The 14,658-nt window shown below is 57.3% G+C and carries 6 protein-coding genes and 5 pseudogenes; 7 read left to right on the forward strand and 4 right to left on the reverse strand.

What is annotated here, in order from left to right:
- Positions 1-26 precede the first annotated feature (26 nt).
- A pseudogene (gene katA / locus PACILC2_RS03885) lies at positions 27-1,423 on the reverse strand (catalase KatA).
- Positions 1,424-1,844: 421 nt separating this feature from the next.
- Here katA and PACILC2_RS03890 point away from each other — a divergent pair.
- The 7 genes and pseudogenes from PACILC2_RS03890 (at position 1,845) to PACILC2_RS03920 (ending at position 12,214) form a co-directional block, all read left to right on the forward strand.
- The gene (locus PACILC2_RS03890; RefSeq protein ID WP_213527617.1) at positions 1,845-3,419 is read left to right on the forward strand and encodes a response regulator transcription factor; all 1,575 of its coding nucleotides are present in this window, start codon (positions 1,845-1,847) and stop codon (positions 3,417-3,419) included.
- 16 nt (positions 3,420-3,435) lie between these two features.
- Positions 3,436-5,178: a sensor histidine kinase gene (locus PACILC2_RS03895; protein ID WP_213527619.1), complete on the forward strand. Its 1,743-nt coding sequence runs from the start codon at positions 3,436-3,438 to the stop codon at positions 5,176-5,178.
- A 193-nt stretch (positions 5,179-5,371) separates the two neighbouring features.
- Positions 5,372-7,071: pseudogene (locus PACILC2_RS03900) on the forward strand (ABC transporter substrate-binding protein).
- A gap of 114 nt (positions 7,072-7,185) precedes the next feature.
- Positions 7,186-8,058, forward strand: a complete 873-nt coding sequence (locus tag PACILC2_RS03905; RefSeq protein ID WP_082655673.1) for an ABC transporter permease — start codon at positions 7,186-7,188, stop codon at positions 8,056-8,058.
- A gap of 12 nt (positions 8,059-8,070) precedes the next feature.
- Positions 8,071-8,993 (forward strand): annotated as a pseudogene (locus PACILC2_RS03910) (carbohydrate ABC transporter permease).
- A 77-nt stretch (positions 8,994-9,070) separates the two neighbouring features.
- A pseudogene (locus tag PACILC2_RS03915) lies at positions 9,071-11,151 on the forward strand (alpha-glucuronidase family glycosyl hydrolase).
- A gap of 22 nt (positions 11,152-11,173) precedes the next feature.
- Entirely contained in the window at positions 11,174-12,214 is a 1,041-nt protein-coding gene (locus PACILC2_RS03920) for an endo-1,4-beta-xylanase (protein ID WP_244863213.1), read from the forward strand.
- A 97-nt stretch (positions 12,215-12,311) separates the two neighbouring features.
- Here the strand turns inward: PACILC2_RS03920 and PACILC2_RS03925 are convergent, their stop codons facing one another.
- The 3 genes and pseudogenes from PACILC2_RS03925 to PACILC2_RS29160 form a co-directional block, all read right to left on the reverse strand.
- A complete protein-coding gene (locus PACILC2_RS03925; RefSeq protein ID WP_213527621.1) occupies positions 12,312-13,034 on the reverse strand; it encodes an amino acid ABC transporter ATP-binding protein in 723 nt (240 codons plus the stop codon).
- Positions 13,027-13,994 (reverse strand): annotated as a pseudogene (locus tag PACILC2_RS29715) (ABC transporter substrate-binding protein/permease). The gene PACILC2_RS03925 and the pseudogene PACILC2_RS29715 overlap by 8 nt, the downstream one beginning before the upstream one ends.
- A 56-nt stretch (positions 13,995-14,050) precedes the next feature.
- The gene (locus PACILC2_RS29160) at positions 14,051-14,461 is read right to left on the reverse strand and encodes a transporter substrate-binding domain-containing protein (protein WP_372447041.1); all 411 of its coding nucleotides are present in this window, start codon (positions 14,459-14,461) and stop codon (positions 14,051-14,053) included.
- Positions 14,462-14,658 lie beyond the last annotated feature (197 nt).

A 14,658-nucleotide genomic window follows, 5' to 3' on the forward strand; every position in this document is an offset into this window, starting at 1 on the left:
AAGGCTGAATTTACGTAATTAATTTTTCATTGCTTCTCCAAATGATCGATCGACAGGCCGAGCCCTTCCGCGACGCGGCGTCCGTACTCCGGATCGGCTTTATAGAAATGCCCGATCTGACGCAGCTTGATTTCGTCCTTCTCGACCGGCTTCATGGAGTTCACGATATTTTGGATAAGCCGGGCCCGTTCGTCCTCGCTAAGCAGCCGGTACAGGTCGCCGGCTTGCGTGTAGTGGTCGTCACGGTCGTAAGCGACGCTGTCGGCCGTCCCCGATACGGGATACGGATGCGGCTTGTGCTCGGGAGACTCCGTCGGTCCGCCGTAGCTGTTCGGCTCGTAGTAAACCGAGCTGCCGCCGTTCGAATCGAAGCGCATTTGCCCGTCGCGCTGGTAATTGTGGACGCCGCTGAGCGGACGGTTGATCGGCAGCGCCTGATGGTTCGCGCCGACACGGTAGCGGTGGGCGTCATGGTAGGCGAACAGGCGGCCTTGCAGCATTTGTCCGGGGAGACGTCGATGCCGGGTACGAGCGTTCCGGGCGAGAACGTCGCCTGTTCGACTTCGGCAAAATAATTTTCCGGATTCCGGTTGAGCACCATCCGGCCGACTTCGATCAGCGGATAGTCTTTTTGCGACCAGACCTTGGTGACGTCGAACGGATCGAAACGGTACGTGTCCGCGTCTTCAAGCGGCATAATTTGCACATATAGCCTCCAGGCCGGGTAATCCCCCGCGGCGATCGCGTTGAACAGATCTTCGGTATGATAGTCCGGATTTTCGCCGGCAATTTGCCGGGCCACTTCTTCCGTCAAGTTTTTGATGCCTTGCTCCGTTCTGAAATGATATTTTACCCACACGGCTTCCCCTTTGGCGTTCACCCATTTGAAGGTATGGCTGCCGTATCCGTGCATATGGCGGTACGTAGCCGGAATGCCGCGGTCGGACATCAGAATGGTAACCTGATGCAGCGATTCGGGCGAGAGCGACCAGATATCCCACACCGCGTTCGGGTTTTTCAAATGGGTTTGCGGATGGCGTTTTTGCGTATGAATGAAGTCCGGAAATTTAATGGCGTCCCGAATGAAAAAGACGGGCGTATTATTGCCGACGAGGTCGTAGTTGCCTTCCTCGGTATAAAATTTGACCGCGAAACCGCGCGGGTCGCGGACGGTATCGGCGGAGCCGCTCTCCCCGGCGACCGTCGAGAAGCGGACGAATACCGGCGTGCGCTTGCCGACTTCGGACAGAAATGCGGCTTTCGTATATGCCGTCACGTCGTTCGTCACTTCGAAATAACCGTGCGCGCCGGCGCCTTTGGCGTGAACGACCCGCTCGGGCACGCGCTCCCGGTTGAAGTGGGCCAGTTTTTCAAGAAGATGAACGTCCTGGATCAGCGTCGGTCCCCGCGAACCAGCCGTCATTGAATTCTGGTTGTCTCCGACCGGAGCGCCCCAGCTCGTCGTTAGCTTGTTACTTTGATTTGTCACAAGGGTCCACCTCTTTCAATCTGTTGTTTGTTTATACTATAGACCAATTCTCAATGTAAAATCAATATTAATTTATAATTATTATAAATAAAATTTCTGTGAATTTGTCCAGCCGCTTCATATGGAGGAAAGTTCGGGACGAGCACGGACCGGACATGCCGGTAAAGTTCTTTAATGTTCGAAGTAAAATGTAAAAAAGTAGGGTTCGAAAGAAGAATGTGCAAAGCTATAATTTTTGTGAAAACGATTACAATCAGTCTTGCCCGTCTATCCGCCGTGCCGCAGGGTGACCGATCAAATCCGCATCCTTTATAATGAAATGAATCATGCGACAGGAAGGAGGAGATCTTCGTTCGTGTACAAGGTGCTGCTCGTGGACGACGAGGTGTTCGTCCGCAAAGGCTTGATCAATCTGATCGACTGGCGTTCGCTCGGCTTTGAAATATGCGGGGAAGCGGACAACGGAGCGGATGCGCTGGAAATGATGAAGCGTCTCGGTCCGGATGTGGTCATTACCGATATCCGGATGCCGGTGCTCGACGGCCTCGAGCTGATTCGTACCGTCACGACGGAATGGCCGCGAAGCCCCGTATTTATCATCGTGAGCGGTTACCACGAATTTACGTATGCGCAGCAGGCGCTGCGTTACGATGTGCACGATTATATTTTGAAGCCGATCGACGAAGGGGAGCTTACGGCGATGCTGGCCAAGCTGGCCGGCATGCTGGGGGCGAAGAAGCTGAACAGTCTGGCCGGCGAGAAGATCGTGACCGGCACCTTGCTGGAAACGCTGGTCAAGGACCGGTATGCCGGGGAGGAAGCTGCGCAATTTGCCGCCGCCCTGCGGATGGAAGCGACGGGGCGATTCGTCTACGCGCTGGCGGAGCTGCACCCGGAGACGGATTCCGGCACGGGCGCCGGCGGCTGGCCGGTCGAGGAAGCGGTCGCCGCGCTGCAGCCGGTCGCGGAGCGGATCGGCCGCCCGATTCCCGTCCATATCCATCAGCCCGGCCTGATCGGCCTGCTGCTGGATGTGAGCCGCATCGCTTCGGCAACCGGCGATATGGAAGCGGTTTACCGGTCGGTGCAAGCCGCCTTGTCCGAGGCGAGGGGGGCGCCGGTAACGCTCTACGTCGGCGGCGAGGTCGGGCGGATCGGCGATGTCCATTCCTCTTGCCGAACCGCGCATCAGGCGATGTCCTATCAATTTGCGGAAGGCGAGACGCCGGTTCTGCTGTATGACCGGGTGGCGGGAACGGCCTTGTATTATTTCGACATCGATTCGGAGCTGTACGCGCAGCTGCTTGAGCGGCTGGAAGAAAACGACAAGGAAGCTTATTCGGCCAGCATCGACCGGCTGTTCCGGCATTTCCGGGAAAAGCGGTTCGCTCCGGGCGCGGTATCGAACGCGATCGCCCGCTGCGTGATTGGCGTCATCAACGTCATCCGGGCGATGGATGGGAGCGAGAAGGAGCTGGCTTCGCTTCCCGCGATCATGGATTGGCAATCCCGCCGGGTGCGGCTGCCGGGACTGAAGCGGCTGTTTGCCGCCTTCATGGAGGAAGCGGCGGATTATATCGCGCGGCTGCGGCGGCAGCAGTCGAAAGCCGGCATCGAGAAGATCCGGAAATACATCGAGACGCATTATATGGAAAATATCAGCCTGAAGAGCATTGCGGCCAAATTTTACATGAATTCCGTTTATCTCGGGCAACTGTTCCGCAAAACATACGGCGTCTATTTCAACGACTATCTGCTCGGCATCCGGATCGGCGAGGCGAAGAGGCTGCTGCGGCAAACCGACTGCCGCATGTACGAAATCGCCGAAAAAGTCGGTTTTCAGAACGCGGACTACTTTGTCACGCAATTCGAGAAGCTCGAGCGCATGACGCCGACGGACTACCGCAACAAGCTGCTGGGCAAAAAATAACGGGTGGCGGTTATCGATGGGCAAGCTGCATTTGAACAATATCAAGCTGAGGGACAAACTGCTGCTTATGTATCTCTTGTCGGTGTTCATTCCGATCGTCGTGACGAACGTCGTTTTCTACCATGTCACGACCAACAACATCCGAAACCAGAAAATCCGCGATGCCAACATCGCTCTCGAGAAGCTCCAGCGCGAGCTTCGCTCCGTCATCGACGAGGCGGCGGGCATCTCTTACCTCTACTACATCGATCCCGTGCTGAACGAGCATCTGAACCGCACTTACGAATCGGATATCGAATATGTGGAAGCGTACAATACGGCGATGAAAGGCGTCTTCAACAAGTCCGAGCAAGCTTACGGCACGATCGCCTCGACGGTCATCTACTCCGATAATCCGACAATTCTGACTTCCGGCACGATTCTTCCGCTTACCGATGCGGTGCGCAGCGCGGACTGGTATGCGCAGTTTCGCCGAACGTCCGTCTCGTACCCGGTTCTGATCCATAGCGGGAACGATTTCAGCTTCGTCCAACGGCTCGACTATGCGGCGTCCGGTCCCTATACGCAGATCGTCAAGATCGATTTGAACATGAGCACCGTCCGGCGGCTGTTCGCCGATTCCGGATTCGAGGGCAGCGTCTACTTCGTTCATCCTGACGGCACCGTTCAATATACGGACGACCGCGAGGTAGATTGGCGCACCGGGGCGACGCCGATGTCCGCAGTGGCGCTGCCGGAGAAGCCGATCGCCTTCAGCAAGCATTATGCGAACAACAACTATTTGAACGGCTGGAGCCTGCACGGGGTTATGGACGAGAAAGCCGTCCTGCAGGAGGTGCGCAAGTCGAGCGCGTTCGTCTTCTATATGGCCTGCATCAATTTTCTGCTTCCGTCCCTTATTATCGCGGCGATCTCCCGGTCGATCCACGTGCGCCTCGTACGGATTCTCCGCCATATGAAAAAGGTGAAAAACCAGCATTTCGAAACGATTCCGTACGAGGAGTCGAGAGACGAAATCGGCCAGCTGACCGGCGAGTTCAACCGGATGACGCAACGGATCGACAGCCTGATCCACGACGTCTACATGGCGGACATCCAGAAGAAGGATCTGGAAATCAAGCGGCGGCAGGCGCAGCTGCAGGCGCTTCACAGCCAGATTAATCCGCATTTTCTGTTCAACGCGCTGGAGACGATCCGCATGCGCAGCCTGATCAAGGGCGAGGCGGAAACGGCCCGGACGATTAACCGCCTGTCCAAAATTTTCCGCAAAGCGATCGTCTGGAACCGCGACTGGGTGACCGTGCGGGAAGAGATGGAGCTGATCGAATGTTTTCTCGAAATCCAGAAATACCGTTTTGGCGACAAGCTGGAATACCGGCTGACGGTGGAAGAGGCAGTCCATGATCTTCGCATCCCGAAAATGACGTTTCTTCCTTTCGTCGAAAACGCGAGCATTCACGGCATCGAGAGCTCTCCGGGCATCGGGCTCATTACCGTTCATATCGGATATGCGGACGGCCGGCTTGCGTTCCGGCTGACGGATAACGGCGTCGGAATTCCGCCGGAGAGGCTGGAGAGCATCGTCCGCTATTTGCAGGGCGGCGACGAAATGGGCGAGCATGTCGGCATGAAGAACGCTTATTACCGCCTCAAGCTGTGCTACAAGGATTCGTTCGATTTTGCCATCCGGAGCGAGGAGGGAAAAGGCACGGCGATCGAGATCTTGCTGCCGCCGAAGCCCGAAACAGCAGTCGTCTGAATGATGCCGCCGAAGCCCGAAACGCCGGTCAGTTGAAGGTCATACGCTGCTTACACAAAGGGGCGGCAAGGGCCATGGTGTTTTCAATATGGTTTTCAAAGTACGATCTAAAGTTTGGAGGGTAAAAGTGGAAACGGTTTCTTTCTATAATGAAAGAGCTTACAAAAAAGAAGCTGAAAGGGGCGAGCAAGTTATGGTTCGAAAATGGTTGTCCGCCGTTCTGGCCGCCATGCTGGTCGTAATGGCTGCCTGCAGCAGCGGCAGTGGAAACGAAAGCGGCGGCGCTTCCGCCGGAGGAGAAGATTCGAACTCCGCAAGCGCCGAGAATCGCTCGGACGACGACAAAACGCCGGTTACGTTCACGTACTACAGCTTCAATACCGGTAAAGACGTGATGGCGTCCGAGACGACGATCGGCAAGGAACTGCAGCAGCAGACCGGCGTCGATTTCAAAATCGAATATCTCGTCGGCGACATCAAGACGAAGTCCGGCGTCATGATCGCAAGCGGCGACTATCCGGACGTCATCGTGCCGGAAGGCGAGATCGACAAGCTGCTCGACGCGGGCGCATTCATCCCGCTCGACGAGCTTATCGAAGAGCATGGGCCGAACATCAAGCGGGTATACGGACCTTACATGGATAAATTCCGGCAGGCGGACGGCAAAATTTATCACCTCCCGTTTTCCGCCAATCAAGGCTACATCGGCGAGCCGAATATCAGTCAGGGAGCGTTCTGGATTCAACGATCCGTCCTGAAGGAATTCGGCTATCCGAAAATCAAGACGCTGGACGAATATTTCGATCTGATCAAACGCTACAAGGACAAATACCCGCAGGTGGACGGCAAAGATACGATCGGCTTCGTCTCGTTCGCCGGCGTGGCCGACAGCTTCTTCACGCTGACGAATCCGGCGATGCATCTGGCCGGTTATCCGAACGACGGCGACGTCATCGTCGATATGGAAACCCATGAAGCGAAAGTGTACCAGGCGACCGATCTGGAGAAGCGCTGGATCCAGAAGCTGAATGAGATCAATGCGCAAGGGCTGTTCGATTCGGAGTCGTTCGTCATGAACAAGGACCAGTACCTCGCCAAGCTGACAAGCGGCCGCGTCCTCGGGTACTTCAACTACGCCTGGCAGGTCGGCGACGCCACCAACAATCTCAAGCTGGCGGGGATTGACGAGAAGCGCTACGCGCCGCTTCCGATCGTGTTCGACGCCGACATCAAGGATCAATACCTCGATCCGCCGGCATTCGTGAACAACCGCGGCATCGGAATTTCCGTCAAGGCGAAAGACCCGGTCCGGATCATCCAATATTTCGACAATCTGCTGAAGGAAGAAAACCAGATTCTCGTGCAATGGGGCATCAAGGACGAGACGTACAGCGTCGATGAGAACGGACGCTTCTATTTGAACGACGAGCAGAAGCTGAAACGCGACGATCCCGAGTTCAAGCGCTCCTTCGGCTTCCAGTATTTCGAGTACGCCTGGCCTCGCTACGGCAACAATTCGGTGTTGGCCGACGGCAACGCTTACGGCGTCGGGAATCAGCCGGAGGTGGCGTATGCGGGGTATACCGAGGGCGACAAAAAATTCTCGATGCGTACGGCGTCAAGACGTTCGCCGAATATTTCAGCAAGCCGGACGAACGTCCGTGGTACCCGGCATGGAGCATCAACAAAGGCCAGAACACGCCGGAGCAGCTTTTCGTGCAGAAGGCGAGCGACCTGCAGAAGAAATATTTGCCGAAGCTGATCTTGTCGGACCCGTCCGAGTTCGAGTCGCTGTGGACCGAGTACGTGAACGAGTTCGCCAAGCTGGATGCGAAATCGTATGAGGCGTTCGTTACGAAAGTGGTGAAAGACCGCGTCGCCGGCAAGTGGTAACACGGGCAACGACGTTGCAATAGGCCGGAACTGCTGCCGCATTCCGGCTTTTCCGTCACGGAAGGAGTGGAGACGATACAAGTGGCGTTTTTCAGAAAGCTTGCCAGACAGAAGATGCTTGTGCTCATGTCGGTGCCGTTCCTCCTTTGGCTGATTCTGTTCAAATACGTCCCGTTGTGGGGCTGGACCATCGCCTTTCAGAAATACCGTCCGGCCAAACCGTTCGGCGATCAGGAATGGGTCGGCCTGGCGAATTTCGAATTTTTATTTCAGGACGACAGCTTCTACCAGGTGCTGCGCAATACGATCGTCATGAGCTCCATCAAGCTCGTGCTCGGCTTCGTCACGGCCATTGCGCTTGCGATCCTTCTCAACGAGCTGCGCAGCCTCGTCTTCAAGCGCATCGTCCAGACGATCAGCTACCTGCCGCACTTTATTTCCTGGGTGGTGGCGGCCAGCATTATCTCAACCGTGCTTGCGCCGGAAGGCATCTTCAACATTTTGCTGCTCAAGCTCGGCATGATCGATCAGCCGGTGCTGTGGCTCGGCATCGGGGAATATTTCTGGGGCATTCTCGGCGTATCCGAGGTATGGAAGGATGTCGGCTGGAATACGATCGTCTATCTGGCGGCCATGACAACGATCGATCCGGCGCAGTACGAAGCGGCGGAAATCGACGGGGCCAGCCGCTTCCAGCGCATTTTGTACATTACGCTGCCTGGCCTGAAGCCGGTTATCGTCATTCTGCTCATTATGAATCTCGGGCATATTCTGGAGGCCGGGTTCGAGCCGCAATATTTGCTCGGCAACAGCATGACCGTCGACTACTCCGACAATCTGGACATTTTCGTCCTGAAGTACGGCATGAATATGGGCAATTATTCGCTTGCGACCGCGGCGGGCATGTTCAAGACCGTCGTCAGCTTTATCTTTCTCTTAACCGCCAACGCGATCGCCAAGAAGCTCGGCGAAAACAGACTGTTCTAAGGAGGCGCCGCGATGATGAGAACGAGCTCGCCGCCGGGAAAGCACGGCGGTTTGGCGGACCGGTTGTTCGATATTTTCAATATTGTCTTTATGATCTTGCTGGTCGTGGTGACGCTGTATCCGTTCATCAACATGCTGGCGATGTCGTTCAACGACGCGAACGATTCGATCCGCGGCGGCATCTATTTGTGGCCGCGGGTCTGGACGCTGCACAACTATGAATATATTTTAACGAATCGTCGATTTACGGCGCGACGCTGATTTCGATATTGCGCACCGTTGTCGGGACGGCGGTATCCGTCTTCTGCACCGCCATGCTCGCCTACACGGTAAGCCGCCAGGATTATGTGCTGCGCAAGTTCGTGACGATGGCGTTCGTGTTCACGATGTATTTCAGCGGCGGTCTTATTCCCGGTTATCTGCTCATCCGCGAGCTGGGGCTGATCAATTCGTTCTGGGTCTATATTTTTCCCGGCATTATCGGCGTATTCAACATGATCGTCATCCGCTCCTTTATCGAGGGGCTTCCGGACGGCATTCTGGAATCGGCCAAAATCGACGGCGCCGGCGACTTTACGACCTTCATCCGCATCGTACTGCCGCTGACCGTACCGGCGCTGGCTACCGTCTCGCTGTTTGTCGCGGTCGCGCAATGGAACTCCTGGTTCGATGTCTTTCTCTACAACTCGTCGAACATCAACTTGAGCACGCTTCAATACGAGCTGATGAAAATATTGCAAACTTCCAATACCGCGGCCAATTCGATGACAGCCGCCGATCAGTTCGCTTCCGGCCAAGGGGGGACCGCGACCGTCACCCCGACGTCGATCCGGGCGACGATGACGATTATCGCGAGCGTGCCGATCATTATGGTTTATCCGTTTTTGCAGAAATATTTTGTTAAGGGCATGACGGTGGGCGGCGTGAAAGGATAAGTCGCTTGAATGCTCGGCGAGGCTATCGCATCTGCGGGAGCAGGCCGGGGGCTATTTGCCGAAGGGAGGGAATTCGAATGAAAAGTCCGGGTTATGCATGCTGGCTGCGCTTCGACCGCATTGCCGATCCGGCGCTGCTTGCGCGCTACAGGCAATGGTGCGGAAAAATTGTCGTTTTATCGGGGGCCGATTCGCAAGGTCCGCTCAGGACAGCCGTCCGCGAGCTGACGGAAGGGATCGGCTCGCTGCTCGGGATGCGGCCGGCCGTTGTGAACACGGCGGGAACGTCGGAACCGCAGCGGGAGCGGTTTATCGTGCTGGACGTCTCCGGCGGTCCGGATTCGGCGCATACGGACGGCGGCGAAGCGGATGCGCCGGCTTCACCGGACGGCTACCGGATCAGGACCGTATACCGGGATGGCGGCGAATATATCAGGATTGCGGGGGAGTCGCCGGGCGGCGCGTTATATGCCGTTTTCCATTTTTGCGGCTCTTGGCGACAGGCTCCGGCATCGAGGCGCTGGATATCGCGGAAGCGCCCGCATGCAAGCTGCGAATGATCAACCATTGGGACAATATGGACGGCAGCGTCGAGCGCGGTTACGCCGGGCGGTCGATCTTTTTCCGGAACGGTGAAGTGTTGGCCTCTTCCCCGCGTATTCGCGATTATGCGAGACTGATGGCTTCCATCGGCCTCAACGGTATCGCCATCAACAACGTAAACGTTCATCGTCTTGAATCGTCGCTGATTACGGAGCGGCTGCTGCCGGATGTCGCCGCCATTGCGGAGCTGTTCCGCGAATACGGCATCCGGCTGTTTCTGAGCGTCAATTACGCCAGTCCCGTCGAGCTCGGGGAGCTGCCGACGGCCGATCCGGTCGACCGGCGCGTCGCCGAATGGTGGATGCGGAGGGCGGCGGACATATACCGGCATATTCCCGATTTCGGCGGTTTTGTCGTGAAGGCCGATTCGGAGAACCGGCCCGGACCTTTTACATACGGACGCGACCATGCCGATGGGGCCAACATGCTCGCGGATGCGCTCGCGCCTTACGGCGGACTGGTGCTGTGGCGCTGCTTCGTTTACAACTGCCGTCAGGATTGGCGCGATCGCACCACCGACCGGGCGCGTGCCGCTTACGATCATTTCAAACCGCTGGACGGCCGGTTCCGGGACAACGTCGTGCTGCAAATCAAGAACGGGCCGATGGATTTTCAGGTGCGGGAACCGGTGTCGCCGCTGTTCGGAGCGATGGAGCGAACGAATCAGATCATGGAATTCCAAATTACGCAGGAGTACACCGGGCAACAAAGGCATGTATGCTATTTGATCCCGCAATGGAAAGAAATTTTGGACTTCGATACTCTTCTCAAGGGCGAAGGAAGCGCGGTGAAGGCAATCGCGGCCGGACAGGTCCATCCGTACACGCATTGCGGCATTACGGCTGTGTCCAATGTAGGGGACGACGACAATTGGACAGGGCATCATTTGGCGCAGGCCAATCTGTACGGCTACGGCCGGCTGATCTGGAATCCGGAGCTGGCGGCGGCGGAAATCGCCGAGGAATGGACGCGGCTGACGTTCGGCGCGGACCCGGAGGCGTTGTCCGTCGTGACCGGCCTGCTGCTGGAATCGTGGCCGATCTATGAGCAGTATACGTCGCCGCTCGGCGTCGGGTGGATGGTGAAGCCCCATGTTCATTACGGGCCGGATGTTGACGGATACGAATATTCGAAGTGGGGCACCTATCACTTCGCTGATTGCCGCGGCATCGGCGTTGACCGGACGCAGGCTAGCGGAACGGGATATACGGCCCAATACGAATCGGCCAACGCGGAACGCTACGAGCGGCTGGAAACATGTCCGGACGAGCTGCTGCTGTTCTTTCATCATGTGCCGTATACGCACCGGCTGCAATCGGGGAAGACCGTCATTCAGCATATTTACGACACGCACTTCGAAGGAGTGGAGCGGTTGCAATATTGGATCGGCCGCTGGGCGGAGCTGGAAGGCAAAATCGACGCGGACCGCTTCGGCCATGTGAGCGAACGGCTTAAGGAGCAGCTGGATAGCGCGAAAGAGTGGCGGGACGTGATCAATACGTATTTCTACCGCAAATCCGGCATCGCCGACGAACGCGGCCGGGTCATTTATTAAGGAAGGAGCGGGTTCGAACAAGATGGCATCCTCAAGCTTTCAAGCGGGCGCGACGGACATGGGCATCCCGAAGCTGCGAGAGCGGTACGGAGATTGCTTCGATATCGGCGCCGCGGTGAATATGACGACGATGGAGACGCAGCGGGAATTGCTGGCCGCTCATTTCAACAGTTTGACGGCGGAGAACGATATGAAATTCGAACGGATTCACCCGGATGAAGGGACGTACGACTTCGAGGCGGCGGACCGGATCGTCGCCTTCGCGGATGAGCACGGCATGAAAGTTCGCGGACATACGCTCGTCTGGCATAATCAGACGCCGGAGTGGGTGTTTCGGGCGCCGGGCGGCGGGCCGGCGGACCGCAAGACGCTGCTGGCGCGGATGAAAAGCCATATCGACACGGTGGTCGGCCGGTACAAGGGTCGGATCTATTGCTGGGACGTCGTGAACGAAGCGGTGGACGATGGCGCCGGCGCCTGGCTTCGGCGTTCTCCCTGGCGCGAAGGAATCGGGGAGGACTACATCGCGCGCGCGTTCGAATACGCCCATGCAGCGGACCCGTCGGCGCTGCTGTTCTACAACGATTACAACGAATGCCATCCGGAGAAGCGGGACAAGATCATCCGTCTGCTGCGCACGTTGCAAGCGCAAGGCGTGCCGGTTCACGGCGTCGGACTTCAGGGCCACTGGAGCTTGAACGAACCGGAGCCGGACGATATCCGCGCCGCCATCGAAGGCTACGCGGCGCTCGGTTTGCAGCTGCAAGTGACGGAGCTGGACGTCTCCGTCTTCGAGTTCGGCGACCGCAGGACGGACTTGTCGGAGCCGCCGGCGGAACGGATGGAGCGGCAGGCGGAACGGTACGAGCGGATCTTCCGCCTGTTTCGGGAATATAAGGATGTCATTGCAGCGGTCACCTTCTGGGGGGCGGCCGACGATTACACGTGGCTGGACGACTTTCCGGTGCGGGGGCGCAAAAACTGGCCGCTGCTCTTCGACGAGCGGCACCGGCCGAAGCCGGCGTTTTGGCGGGTCGCAGAATGGGGGGGATTGCAACCATAAGCTTTAAAAGAGCAAAGCCGGCCACCCAATAACGGGTGTCCGGCTTTTGCGAACTCGTACTGTTTACGGATTACCTGCAGCCGGCTGCGGCCGCTTCCTACAGCACCTGCTCGAGAAACCGGGCGGCGCGTTCGCTCTGCGGTCGGGTGAAGAACTCCTCCGGCTTCGCCTTCTCGATTAGCAGGCCTCCGTCGAGAAAATATACCGTGTCCGCCGCCTCGCGCGCGAACTTCATCTCGTGCGTCACGATCAGCATCGTCATTCCGGACGAAGCCAGATCGCGGATAACGGACAGCACTTCCTTCACCATCTCCGGATCGAGCGCGGACGTCGGCTCGTCGAACAGCATGACGTCCGGGTCCATCGCCAGCGACCTGGCGATTGCGACGCGCTGTTTCTGCCCTCCGGACAGTCTGGACGGGTACACGTCGGCTTTATCTTCGAGTCCGACGCGCCTGAGCAGCTCGAGCCCCTTGGCGCGGGCCTCCTCCCGGGAAAGCCCCTTCACCTTGACCGGCGCAAAGGCGATGTTGTCGATGACGGTCATATGCGGAAACAGATGAAAATGCTGAAAAACCATGCCGATCCGCTGCCGAACTTTCGTAATATCCGTCTTCGGGTCCGTAATCTCGATTCCGTCGATCTCGATGCGGCCCCCGCTCGGCGTTTCCAGCATGTTGAGGCAGCGGAGGAAGGTCGATTTGCCGGAGCCCGACGGCCCGATGACGGCGACCACTTCGCCGCGCTCGACGCTCGTCGTAATCCCGCGGAGCACTTCCAGCTTGCCGAACGATTTGGTCAATTGCTCAACGTTAATCACTGCGGCGCATCCTCCTTTCGAGCAAACGGGCCAGCGACGTCAACACAAGCACGAGCGCGTAGTAGATAACCGCCACGAACAGAAGCGGCTCGAACGCGCGGGCCGTATCGGCCTGGACGACATTGGCGCGGCGCATCAGGTCGGCGACGCCGATGACCGACACGAGCGACGATTCCTTCACCAGCGCGACGCATTCGTTGACCAGCGCGGGCAATATATTTTTGATCGCCTGCGGAAAATAATGCTGACCATCATCGTCCGGTACGGAATGCCGAGCGCCATCGCCGCTTCGCGCTGCCCCTTGTCCACGGCCAAAATGCCGCCTCGTATCGTCTCCGACAAATACGCCGCGGAATTGAGTCCGAACGCCAGTCCGGCCGCCATCAGCGCCGAAATGTCGTACCCTGTAAGCTGGGGAGTCGCGAAATAGAAGATCAGCAGCTGCAATAGCAGCGGCGTTCCGCGGAAGATCGACGTGTAGACGGTGGCGAACCATTGTAACGGTTTCATGCTGGACAGCTTGAACAGCGACAGGATGCTGCCCCAGACGAAGCCGAACAGGGCGGATACGAACGTGAACAGCAGCGTAACGAAGACGCCCTCCAGCAAGTAGCCCATGTATCCGTCCAGGACGTTGAAATCGAGAATGCCGTTCCCCCGGCGCTCGCTCTCTTCCTTGCCGAACCATTTGTCGACGATCGCCTGCAGCGAGCCGTCTGCCTTCATATCGGCCAGCGCCGCGTTAAATTCCTCCCGGAGCGGCGATCCTTTCGGAAACGCGATCGCATATCCTTCGTCCTCGTCGGCTGTCGGGAGAAAGCGGTAGACGAGGTTCGAATCGCCGGCCGTATATTCCAGCGCCACCGCGTCTTCCAGAATGACCGCGTCAAGCCGTCCGGACTTGATTTCCTGCACCAGATCGGGAATCCGGTTCAGCTTCACGATCTCCGAACCGTCCATGCCGGCGACCGCTTTCTCTTGCGTCGAGCCGAGCTGGACGCCAATCCGCTTGCCCCTCAGCTCCTCCAGCGACGAATACGATTTTCCTCCTCCGAGACGATCGTATTCCGCGCCGTATAATAGTTCTCGGAGAAATCGACGCTTTGCTTGCGCTCCTCCGTGACAGACATCGCCGACATGACAAAATCGACCCGTTTCGTTTGCAATGCGGCAATCAGGCCGTTGAAATCCATATTGGATATTTTCAGCTCGTACCCGAGTTTCTCCGCGATATGCCTGGCAATGTCGATATCGAGTCCGACGACTTCGCCGCCGCCTTTGGCGTCCACGCTTTCATACGGCGGATAGTCCGCGGATGTGCCCATGACGATCGTCTTCGGCTCGCCGCCGGACGTATTCGTCCAGACGCCGGCCGCCAGCAGAACGGCGGCGATTGCCGACAACGACCATTTCAACCATCTGCTCATTTTCCGGCTCTCTCCCATGTTAAATAATGAAATGTAAAACTTCCTTAGTTAATATAACCAAAAGTAAGAGGCCGGCACAATACGGAAATGTTTCCCGAAAATCCGCAAGCGGCGTCCGGCCTTACGTGATCCAACATATTTCTGCAAAATCAGTCAAAGAAATGTGGGATGGCTTGTGTTATAATTTGTGTAAAATA

The organism is Paenibacillus cisolokensis, from assembly GCF_018403665.1.
Lineage (GTDB): Bacteria > Bacillota > Bacilli > Paenibacillales > Paenibacillaceae > Paenibacillus_AH > Paenibacillus_AH cisolokensis.

Bases quoted from the DNA above. Each gene is read 5' to 3' on its own strand.
- PACILC2_RS03920 (WP_244863213.1), top strand. From the start codon at position 11,174: ATGGCATCCTCAAGCTTTCAAGCGGGCGCGACGGACATGGGCATCCCG.
- PACILC2_RS29160 (WP_372447041.1), bottom strand. From the start codon at position 14,461: ATGAGCAGATGGTTGAAATGGTCGTTGTCGGCAATCGCCGCCGTTCTG.
- PACILC2_RS03895 (WP_213527619.1), top strand. From the start codon at position 3,436: ATGGGCAAGCTGCATTTGAACAATATCAAGCTGAGGGACAAACTGCTG.
- PACILC2_RS03905 (WP_082655673.1), top strand. From the start codon at position 7,186: ATGCTTGTGCTCATGTCGGTGCCGTTCCTCCTTTGGCTGATTCTGTTC.